This window comes from Grimontia kaedaensis (assembly GCF_023746615.1).
In the GTDB taxonomy this organism is placed as follows: Bacteria; Pseudomonadota; Gammaproteobacteria; order Enterobacterales; family Vibrionaceae; genus Enterovibrio; species Enterovibrio kaedaensis.
In genome coordinates this window covers 901103-917866 of sequence record NZ_CP082275.1, presented here as the reverse complement: position 1 = coordinate 917866, position 16764 = coordinate 901103, and the positions used below count along the sequence as shown (strand labels likewise).

Genomic DNA, 16764 nt, shown 5'->3' with positions numbered 1-16764 from the left:
CTCCAATAAGGAGCGCTTCTGTAGAGCATTTGACTAGTTTTTGATTCTGTCGCCTGCACCGCCACCAGTTGCTGTTTGAATAATGTAAGTAAAGTAAAGCTTCACCGTCAGCGTTTGAATCATCTTTTGATCCCATTCGGCAAGCAATTTAGGTGTCGACATATCAATTTCGTTTACCTGCGCCAAGCCGGTAATTCCAGGTAAAACGTCAAAGACCCCTCTTGAATCACGCTCGGCGATAAGCTCTTCTTGGTTAAAAAGACAAGGGCGAGGACCAACTAAGCTCATCTCCCCCTTGACCACATTAATAAGTTGGGGCAATTCGTCTAACTTGGTTTTTCTCAAGAAAGCCCCTAGTTTTGTAACTGACGATGCACTGGCGAGATGCGTCGCTACTGATGCGGTGTCCGGTGCCATGGTCCGGAATTTTATCAGGGTAAATGGTTTTTGATTTTTGCCTACGCGCGTTTGCCTAAAGATAGGAGAACCTGTATCAAAGTAGCCAATCACTGTAACGATAAGAAGCACTGGCCAAAGGAAAAGAAGCCCCATTAGGGCAAAGAAAAAGTCAAAGAGTCTTAACATCATTTTTCTCATAGATTACTTCATTTATCCGACAAAAATGCACTGACAGTTTCCTGAATACCTTCCTCAAACGAAACAGGAGGTTTCCAGGACAAAGTGTTTAATGTTTCGGTAACGTCTAATTGAAGGTTGCCACAGAGGCGATCAGACAAGTGGGATTTCCCCAACACTTTAGCGCCTACTTCAATCATGCTCTGCGGTATTGGAACAAGCCGAGAAGGTCTGGCCATACTATCGGCAATCTGCTGCATGAGTTTTGTTGTCGAGACATCATCGTTATCCGACACCAGGAATGTTCTGTTGGCTGCATTTGGGTGCTCGCAACAAGTCAAAATGAGTGAGACGAGGTTGTCTATATAAACCAAGCTACGTTGGTTATTGATTGCGCCAAATGGGAGCGGAATGCCTTTGAGCATGAGCTTCATCATGGATTCGAAGTTGGCTTTAACGCCAGGGCCATAAACCAGAGGTGGCCTTATGATAACGACTTCCATCCCTGTTTCAGCAGCCACTTTTTTCAAACCAATTTCTGCTTCATATTTACTCAAGCCGTAGGGATCTAGTGGTGTTTCCCCCAGTGTGGGCTCGAAAGCTTCACCTTTTTCGGTTTTCTCTCCATTGACTTTAATGGAGCTGATAAAAACAAAACGCTTAACGCCGCTTTGAGCGGCCTGCCGAGCAAGGTTTAATGTGCCTAAGGTGTTAACTTCACGATAAGAAGTCAAAACATCTTCAGGGCTTTGGGGTTCTGTCATTTGGTGAACACGAGCGGCGCAATGAACAACCACATCTACACCTGTTAAAGCAGAAGACCAGTCTGTATCGCCATCAATCGAAGAAACAAACTGCGACTCTAGATTTTTAGTTGCGCTGCGCGACTGGTATGTGCACTGCCACCCCAAGGATATTCCAGCTTCAACAACCCGTCTTCCTACAAAGCCACTGCCACCAGTCACAAAAAAGTTCACCGTTTCACTTACTCTAGGTCTTAAAACGCACGATTCTAGCATGAGACGGTAGCGGCCAGCATCAAACATCCCTAAAATGTCTGCATACTTAGCTTGCTGCTACATCAACAATTTATTTTAAAATTATAACGAGAACTACAACACCCAATGTTTACACCAATTCAGTTGCTTCTGAGTGCGCAGCGAAAAAACAAGCGAATTATCAGCATTATATATGACCTCTTAGCCGTTACTTTCTCTTTGTACTTCGCAATGGCTTTACGTCTGGATACATTCAACATTCCCTTTGGCCCAGAGGAAATTGCGTGTCTAGTTATCACAGGTGGTGTCACTATCTTTTGCTTTGTGAAGTTGGGCATGTATCGAGCCATACTTCGCTATATGATGATGCCAGCGATTGGCAATATGTTTATTGCAGTCGTATTGTCTTCAATTACCCTTGCTCTCAGTGGTTTTTTCCTGCAAGCATTTATTCCACGAAGTGTGCCTTTTATCTACTCCGGCCTCGCTATGATTATGCTGGGAGCACCACGGATTATCATTAGAACTGTCTATTATCACTACTATCGTCGCCAGAAGCCTAATGTGTTCATATATGGAGCGGGTAGCACTGGCCGTGATCTCGCTTATGCACTGATCCAGGGCGACGAATACCACCCAGTCGTATTCCTCGATGACGATCCAAAAAAAAGTGGACAGATAATCACCGGAGTTAGAATTCATCATGCAGAGGAATTCGCACGATTAAAATCACTCTATCAACCAGTCAAATTGCTCCTGGCAATAAACAATATTAAAAAGGGTGATAGGTTAAGACTTCTCGACAAACTCTCAACTTGGCCGATAGAGGTACAATCTGTGCCTTCCGTAGAAGACATTGCTGCAGGTAAAGCACTGGCTACGGAAGTTCGTGACCTAGACATTGCTGATTTACTCGGCCGTCAGGCAGTCGAACCTGATTTTGAACTTCTTGGAAAAAACATAACTGGGAAAAATATCTTAGTTACCGGGGCTGGTGGCTCCATTGGTTCAGAGCTCTGCCGCCAAATCATATCTCAATCTCCCGCTAAGCTTGTTCTTTTAGAGCTTAACGAGTACAACCTGTACTCGATCCATCAAGAACTGACTTCTCTCGCTCAACGCCAGAGTATTAACCTTGAGATAGTGGCAGCTCTGGGCTCGGTGCAAAAAGAAAACAGAATGACAAAATTGATGGTCAACAACGCCATTGATACGGTCTACCATTCAGCTGCTTATAAGCATGTCCCTCTAGTAGAGGACAATATCATTGAAGGAATTCGCAATAACGTATTTGGTACCCTCCATTGTGCTAATGCGGCGATAGAGGCCGGCGTTAAAAATTTCACCTTGATTTCGACCGATAAAGCCGTTCGCCCTACCAATATCATGGGCGCAAGCAAACGAATGGCCGAGTTAGTTCTCCAAGCTCTTGCCGACAAAGGAACATCGACTTGTTTTACTATGGTTCGTTTCGGGAACGTATTAGGCTCTTCGGGATCTGTTGTGCCTCTATTTAAAAAGCAGATACGCGAGGGAGGTCCGGTCACCGTTACTCATCCGGATATTATCCGATACTTCATGCTTATCCCTGAGGCTGCGCAACTAGTTATTCAGGCTGGTGCCATGGGACACAAAGGTCAAGTTTTCGTGCTTGATATGGGTGAGCCAGTAAAGATCGTCGATTTAGCGAAAAGAATGATAAATCTCATGGGTATGAAGGAGTTCTATGATGGTCAATCCGATGAGGGAGATGTCGAAATTCGCTTCACTGGGTTAAGACCCGGAGAGAAGTTGTTTGAAGAGCTTTTGATTGGTGAGAATGTAGAAGGTACTAGCCACGCTAAAATAATGAGTGCTAGTGAAGACAAGCTATCTTGGGAAGAGATGCATATGTTACTCGAAAAGCTGGACGTTTGTTGTCATAATTTCGATGTGGAATGTATCAAGACTATCCTACTTACTGCACCAACTGGCTATAAACCAACGTCCCTAAAATCCAAGAGTAATTAATGAAAATTCTACACGTCTACAGGACTTGCTACCCGGAAACCAAGGGCGGACTTGAGCAAGCGATCCGTTATATTTGTAAAGGCAGTACTGATAACGGATATAAAAATACGATCTTGACCCTCGGAGACGAAGATAAAGAATACGAATTTGAAGGCACTCGGATTATTGTTGTTAAAAAACAATGGGAAGTGTCTTCGAACGGCTTTTCTCTCAAACTTATCAATAAGTTTCGTACCCTATCTCAGGAACATGACGTTATCCACTACCAGTATCCTTGGCCAACAGGCGATCTGTTGAGCTTATTTGCGGCAAAGAAGCCGACATTGGTAAGTTACCAGTCTGATATCGTTAAGCAGAAGCTGCTAAAGCTTATTTATCGCCCGCTTGAGCTTATCTTTCTAAGTAAAGTGGGCCGCATTGTTGCTAGCTCTCCGCAATATGCTGCCAGCAGCATTAACCTGCAACAGTTTTCGGAGAAAGTCGACGTTATTCCACTAGGTATTGATGAGTCAACCTACCCAGAAGTTACACAAGAAAAGTTGGAAGAATGGCGCGCAACTGTTGGTGAGGGCTTCTTTTTGTTTGTTGGCGTATTGCGCTACTACAAAGGTCTTCAGTACTTACTTGAGGCTGCAAAGATTAGCGGCTTGCCTGTTGTGATTGCAGGCGATGGCCCAGAAAAAGGAGCTCTCAAGCAGTATATTCAAGAGAATAACCTAGCCAACGTTAAAATGGTCGGGTTTATTGACGAAGATGATAAGGTGGCTCTTCACCGCCTTTCAAAAGCTTTTGTTTTCCCATCTCATCTTCGCTCAGAGGCTTTCGGCATATCTTTGGTTGAGGCACAACTGTTTTCTAAACCAATAATTAGCTGTGATATCGGAACTGGCTCGTCGTTTGTCAACATGCATGATGTGACGGGAATTACCGTAGAGGCAGCCAATCCACATGCTCTTTCCGAAGCAATGTGTCTTCTTCACAAAGATAAAGACTTAACAGATCGACTAGGCAGTAGCGCAAGGCAGCGCTTCGAAGAATATTTCACTTCGAAGCGGTATACAGACAACTACATAAAACTGTATCAGAGTCTGGTTTAGAGTTAGTGTTGCTCTAGGCCAGCTCTTTGACGATGCCCAGAAGTCGATCTGCCGTTGTATTCCAATCATACATTTTAACGTACTTGAAAGCGTTGCAAGCCAACGCTTCAGATTGAGCTGTATCGGATATCGCTTTATTCAAACCTTTATAAATGTCGTCAACATTATAAGGGTTGACTAACACCGCATTTGGACCAGCAACTTCAGCAGTGGCCCCAATACTTGAGGTTAAAACGGGGGTTCCAGATGCCATAGCTTCGACAATGGGTAACCCAAAACCTTCGTAAAGCGAAGGGTAGGCGAACAAGCGAGCCGCAGAGTATAGGTATTTCAGTTCCTGGTCAGCAAGGTAACCCGTAAACACTATCTGATTCGCTGCTACAAGCTCTTGGGCGGATGAAAGCAATTCCTGCATTTTCCAGCCTTGCCCGCCAGCTAACACTAATGGAATGTCTTGACGGACAGCCGCTGGTAATTTTGAATAGGCTTCAACCAATCTAGCTAAATTTTTCCTAGGCTCTAATGTTGCTACACTTAGAATGAAATTTTTGTGTGATAGTTTGAAATGCTCCAGAACGCTATCAACATCGTCCTTAGAATAACGCCTAAAAGCAGGTTCGACGCCTAAATAAAGCGTGCTTGACTTGTTCACGCTGCTGGGAAATTTTGAATGCATTTCTTCTAAAATAAAATCTGAATCGACCACTATGTGGTCAGAAGTGGCAATCGTTTGACCCATTTCACTCGTTAAGAACTCTACCCGACTTTTAGGATGGAACTCAGGGTGGCTAATAAATGATAAGTCGTGAACGGTAGTTATTGTTTGGCCAGAATACCGTAATGGAATAAAGCTAGGCTCAAAATATACATATTTTTGCTTGCTGAGCTTATTAAGTACACGCTTTGCCTTCTTCTCAACCAGTATTTTCTTAATCTTATAAACCCCAGGAAGTTTCTGGAGCAAGCGAATAATAAGCGCTTTTAACTTTCCCTGCTCTCCCAGCTTACTTTCCGGTCTTGAAAAAGTGTCGATCATCGCTAGCAGTGCAGTTTTATCCAAAAAGGTGCCATTTTTGACCGCGACAACATCAACATCTTTATCTAGCAACGCCTTCGCAATGTTGAGTGTGTAGTACCCAATTCCCGTTAACGGTGCTCGGATTGAATTCACATTAATAAGAATTTTAGTTTGCATTGAGCATATCTTTCAGTGTCTGTTCGATGGAGTAAGATGGTCTAAAGCCAGTAAGCTTGGTCAGCTTTGTATTATCTCCGCCCAGCACTTTGATCTCGTTATTACGAACGAACGCTGGATTAACTTTAATCTTAATCTCATACCCAGCAAGCTTTCCAATATTACTGATCATTTCTTTCAAAGAGTAAACACTCCCAGAGCACAAGTTTACAATTTCCGAATTAGCGTCAGACTCTAACAATGCGACATAAGCATTTGCGATATCTCTTACGTCACTGAAATCTCTCGAGACATCGATGTTGCCCAATTCGATCGTTTTTTTATTCTCTTTAAAGTGCGAGACAATTTTAGGGATAAGGAATTTATTATCCTGACCTGACCCTGTGTAATTGAAAGGGCGAGTAATGATAATTGGTAACTTTTCAAACCAATTCTTTACCATAAATTCCATAGCGAGCTTGCTCATCGCGTAGTGATTAACAGGCGATGGCTGCACTCTTTCGTCAATTCGGGTAACGTTTTCAGGATTACCGTAGATATTTGCACTGCTAGCAACAATAATTTTATTTAGGTCTAATTCTAAAGAGTGCACGGCTTCAAGAATGTTAGTAGCACCGAACACATTTACATCATAGAATGCTTTTTCATCACTATGACCAACAAAAGAAAGCGCTGCTAGGTGGATAATGGCACTTGGCTTAACCTGCTTTAGACAACGCTGAAGTGCTTCTTTGTCTGTAATGTCACATCGAACCTCATCTATACTGGGGTTATTGTGGACAAGACCAATTACCTCATAGCCTTTTTCCAGTAGTGCCTTTTTAACATACTTACCTGTAAAACCATCCACGCCAGTAAGCAATACTTTTTCTTTCTTCATACTATTAGAAACCTTATCCCCTTTTGCATTCAGGCAAAGTCTATATACGGCTGGAGATACATACCGTCATAGTTCACTTGGTTTACCCTAAACGCTATCTTATTCATTTTTCAATAACAAAAATGACGCACACTGTGCGCCATTTTTTAATCAATTTAATCGCAGGCGATTAGAATGAAAAGCCTTGTTCATTACGGCGAAGGTCTTCTTTCACCATCATGCTACAAAGTTCCTCCAGCGTAGTTTTTGGTTGCCAACCAAGCTCTGTCTGGGCCTTCTCCGGATTACCAATCAGAAGATCAACTTCTGCTGGGCGGTAGTATTTAGGGTTCACACGAACTACGACTTTGCCCGTTGCTTTATCAACAGCGGTTTCATTTTCTGCCTCTCCAGCCCATTCGAGTTCAATATCAGCAGCTTTAAACGCCATTGTTACGAAATCACGAACCGTTTCAGTGCGGTTAGTTGCGAGTACATATGTGTCCGCTTTATCAGCCTGAAGCATACGCCACATGCCTTCTACGTAATCTTTCGCATAGCCCCAATCACGCTTGGCATCCATGTTACCCAGTTCGAGTACGTCGAGCTTACCCAACTTGATCTTGGCGACAGAGTCTGAAATTTTACGAGTAACAAATTCTTGACCACGCAGAGGTGATTCGTGATTGAACAAGATGCCACTAGTTGCAAAGATATCGTAGGATTCTCTGTAGTTAATCACCATCCAGTGAGCGTACAATTTTGCAACACCGTAAGGGCTACGCGGATAAAATGGTGTGGACTCTCGCTGAGGAATTTCTTGCACTTTACCAAACATCTCAGAGGTTGATGCCTGATAGAAACGAATTTTAGGGTTAACGATACGGATGGCTTCTAGGAGATTAACCGGGCCCATGCCAGTAATCTCTGCTGTAGTCAGCGGCTGATCAAATGACACACCAACGAAACTCTGAGCTGCCAAATTGTATACTTCAGCCGCTTGCGTTGTTTGCAATAAGCGCATGCTCGAGGAAAGGTCAGTTAGATCGTACTCGACCAATTCCAAATTTGGGTGCCTTTCAATACCCAGCTCTTCTATACGCCAAAAGTTTACAGAGCTTGTTCTGCGGTAAGTACCATATACCTTGTATCCTTTTTCTAGTAGTAGTTCAGCTAGATACGCAGCATCTTGACCAGTAATACCGGTAATAACAGCCGTTTTCATTAAGCTCTCCATTTTCTAAAAGTTTGTTGCCTTTATAGACACATCCAGGCTCAGGAATAGTTCAAGATCAGATGGAATTCCTAACCCATACATGCCATTAGCCTCTTCCCCTATATTGAATACCCCTATCTTACCACCTTTTTGGGCAAGGTACGTATAGACGGGTGCCACATAAAACTCGCCATTACTGCGGATATCCTGACGAATCATCTCATCTGCTAGCTGACAGAATTCCTTACCACTGCGAAAATTGTATATTCCAACTGTTGCCTCATCGGAAACGACGACCTTTTCCACTACCTCTGTAACTAGGCCATCACTTCCAACTTTTGCGTAAGACCATTTAGGGTCATCTGCTTTCATTGTTAACATAGTTCCATCTAGGTCGCGGTCAACCATGTCAGTGATGTAGTCATTAATATCCATGTCTACCCACTGATCAGAGTTTGCTATCATCAGCGGTTCGTCGCTTTCAAAAAACTCCCGCGCTTTTAATACGGTTACTGCCGCACCTTCAGTGATACCATTGATACCAACAACTTCAAAATCGTCACAAATGCTAGCAAACACGTCTTCGAGCTTGAATTCTTCAATATGCTGTTCTTGGCAAACAAATATAAATTTGTGATCTTGCTGTGGTCTTAAGTTATTGATGACCAACTCGATCATGTGTTTACCATTCACATCAATCAACGGTTTAGGAAGATTGTATCCTTCCTTTGCAAAGCGGCTTCCTCGGCCTGCCATCGGCACGACAATGTTAAGCACTATTCAGTCTCCTCGAGATATTTGTCATTTAGAGCGCCCGGCAGTTTTACCACTACCGTAGTGGTATCTTCCAGTGCTTCGAAATCGGTATACGTACCCGGTTCGATTGAAACTAACTCACCTTCAGTAAGGATGAGGTCTTTCATACGAGCCTTACCTTTAACAATTGCAGTAATTTCTGTCGCTATTTTATGGCAGTGAGAAGCTTCTTTGTCGCCCTTTTTAAACTGCTGTATTGCAACTTCAACATCGGTAGTTTTGTAGAGGGTTGGCTCAAAGCCACCAACGAACCAACCACGAACAAAGTCTTCAAGCTTGTGATTAGTCATTTTTTTCATATAGGTAAGCATCCATAACTTTCATTAAACCCGAATTATCCCAGTGGATAACATCTGTACCGACTAAGTTGCTTCCGTTAATGCCCAACGAAAACTCAATCACACTCTTACATTCGTTGGATACTATGATGTTCTCCGCTTTAAAGGTCAGCGAATCCGCTGAATTAAAAATGCCTTGGATGTATTCCAATACATCGTTTTTGCCGTTAACCTTGACCGAAGGGTCAGTCAATACGAAATCTTCCGCAAAAAATGTTGCTAGCTTGTCTAGGTCTTTACTATTGAATGCTGCTACATAGCTTTCAGTCAACGTTTTAACTTTTTGAAGTGAAGTTCTATGTTCAGATACAATTGCCTCTTCGAAATTCTCTAAAGCATGCTCATCGTTAATGTGGTAATAACGGTTTTTGTCAATTGGAATTGCCTTAACGACTCCCTCTTTCAAAATTATCTCGTTTAATACCGGCGCTATAAAAAATAGATCGTTAGTTTTTTCATCTTTTCTTATCATTTCTTTTGCAGCTTCTATAAAGCTAGAAGCAGACTTGAAAAAATAGAAGCCGGCTACCGCATGCCGGCTAATTGGTGTTTTTTCCGCGGCCTGGAATACGTTGAAATTTTCATCAAAATTAACATAAGACCATTTAGGGTGGATGGCATCAAAGGTTAATACCCCGGCGTCAACACCATCATCAAGAAAACGTTGAACATATGGGTTTAGGTCAAAATCTAACACCTGATCAAAGCTTGATATAATCAGTGGTTTATCCAAAATCAGATTTTCGATCGCCAGCAGAGCAGAACAAACAGCGCCTTGCGTGTTACCATTAATATTGCAAAGCTCCAGATCGGGACTAAGCAGGCTCAAAACTTTATTGAGCCGATACTTTTCTGACTCTTCTTTTGGTAGTGCGACAACTAGCTTCTTGGAAAAACCTAGTTTTACGAATGACTCTGCTGCCCTTTCCACGAGAAGTTTGCCGCCGACATCGTTTAGGATTTTTGGAAATGAGTTTGCTTGGTTGGTTTTAAACGTATTTTTACCAGCCAAGGGGATAAGAATATTAATCATTTCCTTCTACCTCATTGATGAATTTTTTGATATTTTCGAAAGTCACGTCATGCACAGTCTCAACTTTAAAAACATTGGCCCCAGAAGCCCTAGCCGCCTTCAGCCCATTCTCGTTATCTTCAACGATAACCACTTGCGACGGTTCTAGACCCAACTTTTTTATAGCGAGCTGATAGATCTCTGGATCAGGTTTGCCTTTTGTCACATCTTGGTTAGATAGGTAGAAATCAAGATATTCTGCAAGGCTTGATTTTTCCATCATAACTTTTACAGTGTTTCTTATTGAATTTGATGCAACAGCCAACTTATAGCCTTCTTGACGCAACTTAGACAAAGCAAACTGATGGTTGAATGCGGGCTTACAAAGCTGATGCGTTATATCCATTGTGTACTGTTGCTTCATTTCGTTAATAAACGAATGAAGCGATCCAGGAAGTACATGTGTTTTTGAAAGAATATTTAGTTTCTGGCTTGTAGACAACCCATCAAAAGTGACGAGGTGATCATAGCGGTTAATTTCCAACCCAAATATAGCCAGGGCCTTATTTAGAGCTTCATAATGCCAATCTTTTGCGTCTATTAGAACGCCGTCCATATCAAAGATGACAGCTTTAATTTCATTTACCATAGAAGTATCTCCTAGCTATCTCCGGATAATCCGTACACAAAACCATTGAGTGGCCAAAAGTGGTCTCATTCATATAATTTTTGATTCCTTCCCACTGCGTAAAATGGTCTCTTTTATGAAGCTCCGCCGAAACAATATACACTTTAAGTCCTTTTTTCAAAAATAAATCCAACATGTCAAAATTAATGAAATTATCTTCAAAACTGTCGAACCAAACGCCTTCAGCATCCTCCCAAAGCCGATTTTCGACCTCAAACTCGCTAAACCTTACTAAATAGTTAAGGTTATTTCGCCTGTAAGATAAAGTATCAGGGATTGACATGTCGAAGAATACGTAATTTTTAACTCCATATTCTTTAAGTTTCGAAGAAACGACATTGGATAATCCGTCTGCTTTGATGTTTAATGCTAAGGTACCTTCACAATCTGAAGAAACATATATTTTTAGTAGGTCTTCAAATAAAATTTCGTTGCCTGACGGCATATCATGGCTAATTACCAATCTTCCGGCACAATCACGAACGTCAGTTTCAGTTCCAAAACCTAGTCCAAAACTTCTATCGAAAGCGTGAGCCTGATTCTTTTCATCTTCGTTTTTCCAATACCCGCGATGAGATATTATTTCCATAACTATTACCTATCAAAAATATTATGCATTCTGGAAGCAAACTTCTCCTTCCCCCAATTTGAATGCGCATAGTCTTTATTCTCCTCTACATTTACCAAAGATATACTTTCATTTATTAATAAAGTACATTTCTTTTTATCCATTGGTAAAATGGAGTCTTTGCATACAAGTTTGTTCAGGGGCTCTATATCACTGACTAATACGTTTGTACCGCATGAGAGCGCTTCAATTACAGGTAAACCAAGGCCTTCTGAGTAAGATGGAAAAATAAGTAGATTTGCTGAATTATACAGTCTTATCTGATCTTCAGTTGTTACCTTTGGCCACCATTCAACTGATTTACAAGACAGTTCTTTGAAAAACTCCAAAACAGACTCTTTATTACAGCGAACACCGCCAAATATAATAACCCTTTCTACATCTGTTTCATTTATCAGTTTTGGTATTCTTTTGAATCCTTTTCTATCATCAAAAGGTGCAGCCAAGATCAGAGTGTTATTCTTTCTCTCTTTCGTTTCTATTGATTGAAAACCCAGAGGTAAAAATGGAGGAATTACGAATACCTTACTTGGTTCTATTCCTAATGATGTGATTTGTTGTTTTGCAGCTTCCGATATAGCAAGAATTCCGTCATATCGTACGTTAGCTTTTTCATATCCCAAAAAATGCTCTCGGGCAAAATTGTAGAGTGCCGAATCACTAACATCATCCATTGAATAGGTATTTGGTATGGCATCATATCCAATACAATATTTTTTATCTGCGGAAATTTCGGATTCTAAACGACATAAAATCCAAGGAGAACCTACTATACATATATCAGAATTAGGTAATGTTGCACCGTAATATAACGCAGTAAACGAGAAGTAGTCCCTTTGAGATTCAGAATCTCGCTTACTATTAAATAAAAAATCAACAAGTACCTTGTGCTCTAAACTATCTAACTTATAGCTTTCATTAAATCCGTTATTGACACTATAGTCATAGTCAAACTTTAATTTACTGTAGAAACACTCTCCGAAGTCCCCAAACTGAACACGGAATACTTCAATCTCATATAGAGATTTTAAGCGATGAGAAAAAGAGAGAAGATATCTCCTCACTCCGTGATGATGCTCTAATATACTATCATCAACTACGATAGTAAGTTTTGGCTTTTTCATAAACACCACTTCCTCGAATATTTTTCCGAACTTTTTCCGGTATTTTAAGCCAAACAGTAAGCATCAATCTTCTAATTGAAAAAACTTTGACTCTTTTGAATGAATCACTTGAAATAAATGATTCCGTATATGATTCATCAATACCTAATGTGTGCGCTAAAGAAATGGTATTTATTCTTGGATACAATCCAAGCGAGCACATCTGCATTGAAATTTCCACATCCTCAGCTTCGTTATGCAGCAATAAAGAATTGAAGTTACATTCGTCTGCTAGGTGTTTCTTAAGGATGATTAATCCCCCGTTTATAAATGAGGAATCATAAACTTGATTGAACTTTTCGACCTTAACAGGTGACTGCCAAATTTTTTTATTTACCGGAAAATATAAGTATGCTGGAAATTCGCTACCTGATGGGTATTTTTGACGAACTGTAATAAAATCAAAATCATAACCAAAGTCTTCGAATCCTTTAAAGAAATTATCCGAAAGCTGGTACCTATCATGTATTATCAGAACGTTAGAGTTTCTTGCCTTTTGCATGATCAAGTGTTTTTTTTCTGAAATTCTAGGTAATTCGTCAGTATCAGTAAAAACAAATCTTACGTCTTCCCTATCATCTATCTCATCGATTTTAGGACCTGCAATTATGAATTCAAGACTAACTGAGCTAGATAAACTTTTAGCCTTATTAACTAGATTAACCACGTTCTCATTTTTTGTACCATTCGATAATATTCCAACGGTCCATGATGAATTATTGTAATGTTCTAAGTTCAAACGCTGTATTTTGAAAGTGGAAATTATTTCATTAGCAAAATTTTTCTGGCTAACCAACTCTGTTTTCGTATTAGGATTTCTAGATAGGACAGATTTCAAACTAAATAGTGTTCCATTTTCACTATCTCTTGTTCTGAAAACTAAGATGCCCTCGGATGGAATAAGCCTTATTGCTTCATCTAATACTAGTCTCCAACAATGAGGATACTTTGAAAACAATTCACTTTCGACAAGCAATACTGTTCCGAACTGTTTATGTAGTGAAGAGTGCACTCGATAGTTGGTCGAACTATCTAGTGGCATAGCCTCTGAGCTTAAAACAGGTTTTGAGCCGATCCAAGCGACTCGATTGTCTCTGTTAACATATTGTTGAATATAATAGAAAGCTTCGTCTTTGCTCTTCGTTGAATCCATCAAACACAGTCCTAAATTTTGTAATTTTTGAATTTAACCAATCTTGAGAGCTTAAAAAATATTTTTAGCATTCTACTATTTTGAACAATATTAATTATATCCTCGACAGATGTAACTCTGGAGTCAAGTATGGCAAAAATATTTATAAGTCGTCTCGATTGTTCTGCCTTAATCTCTATTTCTCTATTCAGTTGTCTCGACTGTTCTGTCTTAATCTCTATTTCTTTATCCAATCGTTCAACCGCTAACTTCATTTCATTATGCTGCTCTTCAACAGGTAATAATTTTGGTGAAGGGAAATGCCAAAAAAATTTACCATCATATAAATCAACTCCTCGTAGTGAGAATTTGCTTTCTATTTCTTCACTGTCCATTCCATTTTTGCAAAAGTATAGGTTAAACTCATTTGATGCATGGTCATTTGGCTTTAATTTATATGCTTTAAACCCATGACCTTTGAGCCAATTTAAAATTGACATGAGGTCATTTTTTTCATTTTTATATAGACCCAGTTGAGTATCAACACTTACTTCCATCATTCCAGAATCTATATATTCTATAAAGTCTCCAGCGGAGATCAACACCTCCAAGTCCAAACCTTGAGCATCTATTTTAATGAATCCAACTCGATTTCCTGGCCCCACATTAAACTTACGTAAAATATCGGACAGAGGTACCACATCAACTGCCTGTATGCTATCAAAGTACATATCCTGCCTAGTTGACCAATACTCATCTTTTAACTTATCTTTGGAGAAATCAAGTAGACTAGATACCCCGTAGTCATGATGGTTAGCTACATTCAAATTAGCTTTTCGGGCGACCAGATCGATCGCAACAGGAACTACAGAGACATTATCAATATTTAACTCATTTTTTCTGTTTATAATGAGGTCTACAAGAGCATCAATAGGTTCTATGGCTAATACAGAGAGTTCTCTATTTCGTTTAGCAATTTCTAGAGCAAAGTCACCATGATTTGACCCTACATCAATTATTAACATAAACATTACCTATTTCTAAACTAACTTTAGGCTCTAAAAATGCTGAACCACTAAAAATGAAACATCCTTTGTCTTCTATAACTGTTATTTTCATAATGTTATGACACATCAAAAGTGATTCTTTAAACGAGCGTTCGTCTAAACCCTCGTTTACCAAAGCTAAATCTATAGTATACTCTCCATACCCTATATTAAGCTTTAAAGAAAACTCGATGTTAATTAGTGCGTTTTGTTTGACCACTTTGCTTTTTATACCCATACAGTAGGTATTTGTTTCAAAAACTGAAATTCCAAACCTGTCTGCAATCCTAAAACCTAAGTGTGGCTCCTTTAATTCTCGCCCACAACTAAACTTTGCTCGAATCTTAATCAACTCGCCAGGAAAAAAGGTTTCTCTAGCTATATCACTTTGGTCAAAAGTACCAAACTCTATTACCTCAAAATCAGGTTCTTCAGAAATTTTGTCTGATTTTTGGTTGGGAGCCTTTTGATAGTTATTTACAACTTTATCGTACAGTTGTATTGTTTCTTTAGGTGTACCATCCGCCACTACCTCGCCACAATGTAAAAAAATTGCCCTATCACAGAAATTCATAATAGCTTGCGCATCATGGGACACTAGCAAAATAGCTGTACCTGCCTCTTTGATTTTTTTCATGTGGCTGTAGCATTTAGCTTGGAAGCTAGCATCACCAACACTCAATGCTTCATCAACAATCAATATGTCGGGTCGAAAGGCTGTCGCAACAGCAAATGCAAGCCTAGCTTGCATTCCGCTACTGTAAGTACGAATCGGCAAATCAAAAAACTCACCAATATCAGCAAAAGCCTCTATTTCTCTAATTTGTCCGTCAATAGCGGTTAATGAATGCCCCATTAATCCAGAGGAGTGATACACATTTTCTCTCCCCGTAAGCTCTATATTAAAGCCCATTCCTAACTCTAAAATAGCTGAGATTTTGCCATGAGAGACAACATTTCCAGAAGTGGGATTGAGGGTACCTGTTATCAGCTTCAAAAGGGTACTCTTCCCAGCTCCATTCCTACCAACCACTCCCAGAGCTTCACCTTTATTTAAACTAAAACTAACCCCATTAAGAACTTCTTGATTTTTATAATCAACTTTAATTCCAAACCAGCTAATTATCCTTTTGATTTCATTACCGTAATTGCGATAATGTTTAGCCAGATTTCTAGCCACCAAAATTTCACTCATAAAACATCTGCCATTTCCATTTTTGCTTTCTTGTAAACAAATAGAGAAAGCAACAATAGTACAATCGAGACCGTCACTGGATAAAGGAGTGCCACTAAATTTGGTGAAGCATTGTACAACATCACTTCCTGATATCCCTCAACAATACTCACCATAGGGTTGATATAAATTATATTATGATATTCATTAGGAATGATTGACGTCATATAAACAATAGGCGTAAACCAAAACCAAAACTGAAGAAGTATCGATATGATTTGACTAATGTCTCTTATAAATACATTTAAAATACCAAATAAAAGACCAAAACCAATGGAAAACATTAGAAGAATTATAGTCAGAACAGGCAACCAAATTAAGCCACCAAAAGCATTATGACCCAGTAAAAAAAACACTAAGTAAGATAGTATTACAAACACTAAATAGTTTACTAAAGCGCTTCCTGTCACTACAACTGGAAGCGTTACTTTAGGGAAGTTCATTTTCTTTATTAAGCTAGCATTATCTATAAATACTGATAGCATCCTAGTCACAACTTCAGAAAATAGAGTCCATGCGATCACACCACTCAATATATAAATTGGATACGCATATTGAGTAGCGACTCCTGGCAGTTTTGCTGTTAGTATATTGGATAAAATAAAGGCATAAACCGAAACCATCGCTAGTGGTTGAAGTATTGCCCAGAGCAAACCTAATTTGCTTCTTGCATACCTTGTTTTATAATCTGCCTTTATTGCTGAAACTATATAGAATCTATAACCGTATATGCTTTTAAACATCAACCTTTCAACC

General features: G+C 39.9%; 17 protein-coding genes. 2 read left to right on the top strand and 15 right to left on the bottom strand.

The genetic code is table 11. From position 1 onward, the window contains the following. Nucleotides 1–33 precede the first annotated feature (33 nt). Both K6Q96_RS04455 and K6Q96_RS04450 read right to left on the bottom strand, forming a co-directional pair. On the bottom strand, nucleotides 34–588 hold the full coding sequence (locus K6Q96_RS04455; RefSeq protein WP_251879591.1) for a sugar transferase: 555 nt from the start codon (nucleotides 586–588) through the stop codon (nucleotides 34–36). A 17-nt stretch (nucleotides 589–605) separates the two neighbouring features. Continuing rightward, entirely contained in the window at nucleotides 606–1553 is a 948-nt protein-coding gene (locus K6Q96_RS04450; RefSeq protein ID WP_251879589.1) for a UDP-glucose 4-epimerase family protein, read from the bottom strand. A gap of 147 nt (nucleotides 1554–1700) precedes the next feature. Between K6Q96_RS04450 and K6Q96_RS04445 the strand changes: the two genes are divergently transcribed. Continuing rightward, nucleotides 1701–3584 carry a polysaccharide biosynthesis protein gene (locus K6Q96_RS04445; protein WP_251878120.1) on the top strand — a complete coding sequence of 628 codons (1884 nt, stop codon included), beginning with the start codon at nucleotides 1701–1703 and terminating at the stop codon, nucleotides 3582–3584. Beyond that, nucleotides 3584–4681: a glycosyltransferase gene (locus K6Q96_RS04440; RefSeq protein ID WP_251878118.1), complete on the top strand. Its 1098-nt coding sequence runs from the start codon at nucleotides 3584–3586 to the stop codon at nucleotides 4679–4681. The genes K6Q96_RS04445 and K6Q96_RS04440 overlap by 1 nt, the downstream gene beginning before the upstream one ends. 13 nt (nucleotides 4682–4694) lie before the next feature. Here the strand turns inward: K6Q96_RS04440 and K6Q96_RS04435 are convergent, their stop codons facing one another. From K6Q96_RS04435 to K6Q96_RS04375, 13 genes are all read right to left on the bottom strand, one after another. Then, nucleotides 4695–5876, bottom strand: coding sequence for a glycosyltransferase family 4 protein (locus tag K6Q96_RS04435; protein ID WP_251878116.1), 1182 nt, complete (start codon nucleotides 5874–5876; stop codon nucleotides 4695–4697). Then, nucleotides 5866–6756: a GDP-mannose 4,6-dehydratase gene (locus tag K6Q96_RS04430; protein WP_251878114.1), complete on the bottom strand. Its 891-nt coding sequence runs from the start codon at nucleotides 6754–6756 to the stop codon at nucleotides 5866–5868. The genes K6Q96_RS04435 and K6Q96_RS04430 overlap by 11 nt, the downstream gene beginning before the upstream one ends. A gap of 169 nt (nucleotides 6757–6925) precedes the next feature. After that, nucleotides 6926–7960: a GDP-mannose 4,6-dehydratase gene (gene gmd, locus K6Q96_RS04425; RefSeq protein ID WP_251878112.1), complete on the bottom strand. Its 1035-nt coding sequence runs from the start codon at nucleotides 7958–7960 to the stop codon at nucleotides 6926–6928. Between the two features lie 15 nt (nucleotides 7961–7975). Then, nucleotides 7976–8728 carry a glycosyltransferase family 2 protein gene (locus K6Q96_RS04420; RefSeq protein WP_251878110.1) on the bottom strand — a complete coding sequence of 251 codons (753 nt, stop codon included), beginning with the start codon at nucleotides 8726–8728 and terminating at the stop codon, nucleotides 7976–7978. Next, nucleotides 8728–9066, bottom strand: coding sequence for a cupin domain-containing protein (locus K6Q96_RS04415; protein WP_251878108.1), 339 nt, complete (start codon nucleotides 9064–9066; stop codon nucleotides 8728–8730). The genes K6Q96_RS04420 and K6Q96_RS04415 overlap by 1 nt, the downstream gene beginning before the upstream one ends. Next, nucleotides 9050–10138: a nuclear transport factor 2 family protein gene (locus tag K6Q96_RS04410; protein ID WP_251878106.1), complete on the bottom strand. Its 1089-nt coding sequence runs from the start codon at nucleotides 10136–10138 to the stop codon at nucleotides 9050–9052. The genes K6Q96_RS04415 and K6Q96_RS04410 overlap by 17 nt, the downstream gene beginning before the upstream one ends. After that, a complete protein-coding gene (locus K6Q96_RS04405; protein WP_251878104.1) occupies nucleotides 10131–10766 on the bottom strand; it encodes an HAD family hydrolase in 636 nt (211 codons plus the stop codon). Before K6Q96_RS04405 ends, K6Q96_RS04410 begins: the two co-directional genes overlap by 8 nt. Continuing rightward, entirely contained in the window at nucleotides 10756–11394 is a 639-nt protein-coding gene (locus K6Q96_RS04400) for a PI-PLC domain-containing protein (RefSeq protein ID WP_251878102.1), read from the bottom strand. The genes K6Q96_RS04405 and K6Q96_RS04400 overlap by 11 nt, the downstream gene beginning before the upstream one ends. 5 nt (nucleotides 11395–11399) lie before the next feature. Next, complete coding sequence (locus tag K6Q96_RS04395; protein ID WP_251878100.1) at nucleotides 11400–12557, bottom strand: glycosyltransferase; 1158 nt, start codon at nucleotides 12555–12557, stop codon at nucleotides 11400–11402. Continuing rightward, nucleotides 12526–13749 carry a hypothetical protein gene (locus tag K6Q96_RS04390; RefSeq protein WP_251878098.1) on the bottom strand — a complete coding sequence of 408 codons (1224 nt, stop codon included), beginning with the start codon at nucleotides 13747–13749 and terminating at the stop codon, nucleotides 12526–12528. Before K6Q96_RS04390 ends, K6Q96_RS04395 begins: the two co-directional genes overlap by 32 nt. Nucleotides 13750–13760: 11 nt before the next feature. Beyond that, nucleotides 13761–14753 (bottom strand): FkbM family methyltransferase, encoded by a 993-nt coding sequence (locus K6Q96_RS04385; RefSeq protein WP_251878096.1) that lies wholly within the window; start codon nucleotides 14751–14753, stop codon nucleotides 13761–13763. Continuing rightward, on the bottom strand, nucleotides 14740–15969 hold the full coding sequence (locus K6Q96_RS04380; RefSeq protein ID WP_251878094.1) for an ABC transporter ATP-binding protein: 1230 nt from the start codon (nucleotides 15967–15969) through the stop codon (nucleotides 14740–14742). Before K6Q96_RS04380 ends, K6Q96_RS04385 begins: the two co-directional genes overlap by 14 nt. Beyond that, the gene (locus tag K6Q96_RS04375) at nucleotides 15966–16751 is read right to left on the bottom strand and encodes an ABC transporter permease (protein WP_251878092.1); all 786 of its coding nucleotides are present in this window, start codon (nucleotides 16749–16751) and stop codon (nucleotides 15966–15968) included. The genes K6Q96_RS04380 and K6Q96_RS04375 overlap by 4 nt, the downstream gene beginning before the upstream one ends. Between the last annotated feature and the right edge of the window lie 13 nt (nucleotides 16752–16764).

What these genes read in the sequence shown, in the direction of transcription:
- K6Q96_RS04380 (WP_251878094.1), bottom strand. Translation starts at nt 15,969, where the DNA reads ATGAGTGAAATTTTGGTGGCTAGAAATCTGGCTAAACATTATCGCAAT.
- K6Q96_RS04405 (WP_251878104.1), bottom strand. Translation starts at nt 10,766, where the DNA reads ATGGTAAATGAAATTAAAGCTGTCATCTTTGATATGGACGGCGTTCTA.
- gmd (WP_251878112.1), bottom strand. Translation starts at nt 7,960, where the DNA reads ATGAAAACGGCTGTTATTACCGGTATTACTGGTCAAGATGCTGCGTAT.
- K6Q96_RS04415 (WP_251878108.1), bottom strand. Translation starts at nt 9,066, where the DNA reads ATGAAAAAAATGACTAATCACAAGCTTGAAGACTTTGTTCGTGGTTGG.
- K6Q96_RS04440 (WP_251878118.1), top strand. Translation starts at nt 3,584, where the DNA reads ATGAAAATTCTACACGTCTACAGGACTTGCTACCCGGAAACCAAGGGC.
- K6Q96_RS04455 (WP_251879591.1), bottom strand. Translation starts at nt 588, where the DNA reads ATGATGTTAAGACTCTTTGACTTTTTCTTTGCCCTAATGGGGCTTCTT.
- K6Q96_RS04445 (WP_251878120.1), top strand. Translation starts at nt 1,701, where the DNA reads ATGTTTACACCAATTCAGTTGCTTCTGAGTGCGCAGCGAAAAAACAAG.
- K6Q96_RS04400 (WP_251878102.1), bottom strand. Translation starts at nt 11,394, where the DNA reads ATGGAAATAATATCTCATCGCGGGTATTGGAAAAACGAAGATGAAAAG.
- K6Q96_RS04390 (WP_251878098.1), bottom strand. Translation starts at nt 13,749, where the DNA reads ATGGATTCAACGAAGAGCAAAGACGAAGCTTTCTATTATATTCAACAA.
- K6Q96_RS04375 (WP_251878092.1), bottom strand. Translation starts at nt 16,751, where the DNA reads ATGTTTAAAAGCATATACGGTTATAGATTCTATATAGTTTCAGCAATA.
- K6Q96_RS04395 (WP_251878100.1), bottom strand. Translation starts at nt 12,557, where the DNA reads ATGAAAAAGCCAAAACTTACTATCGTAGTTGATGATAGTATATTAGAG.
- K6Q96_RS04430 (WP_251878114.1), bottom strand. Translation starts at nt 6,756, where the DNA reads ATGAAGAAAGAAAAAGTATTGCTTACTGGCGTGGATGGTTTTACAGGT.
- K6Q96_RS04410 (WP_251878106.1), bottom strand. Translation starts at nt 10,138, where the DNA reads ATGATTAATATTCTTATCCCCTTGGCTGGTAAAAATACGTTTAAAACC.
- K6Q96_RS04385 (WP_251878096.1), bottom strand. Translation starts at nt 14,753, where the DNA reads ATGTTAATAATTGATGTAGGGTCAAATCATGGTGACTTTGCTCTAGAA.
- K6Q96_RS04435 (WP_251878116.1), bottom strand. Translation starts at nt 5,876, where the DNA reads ATGCAAACTAAAATTCTTATTAATGTGAATTCAATCCGAGCACCGTTA.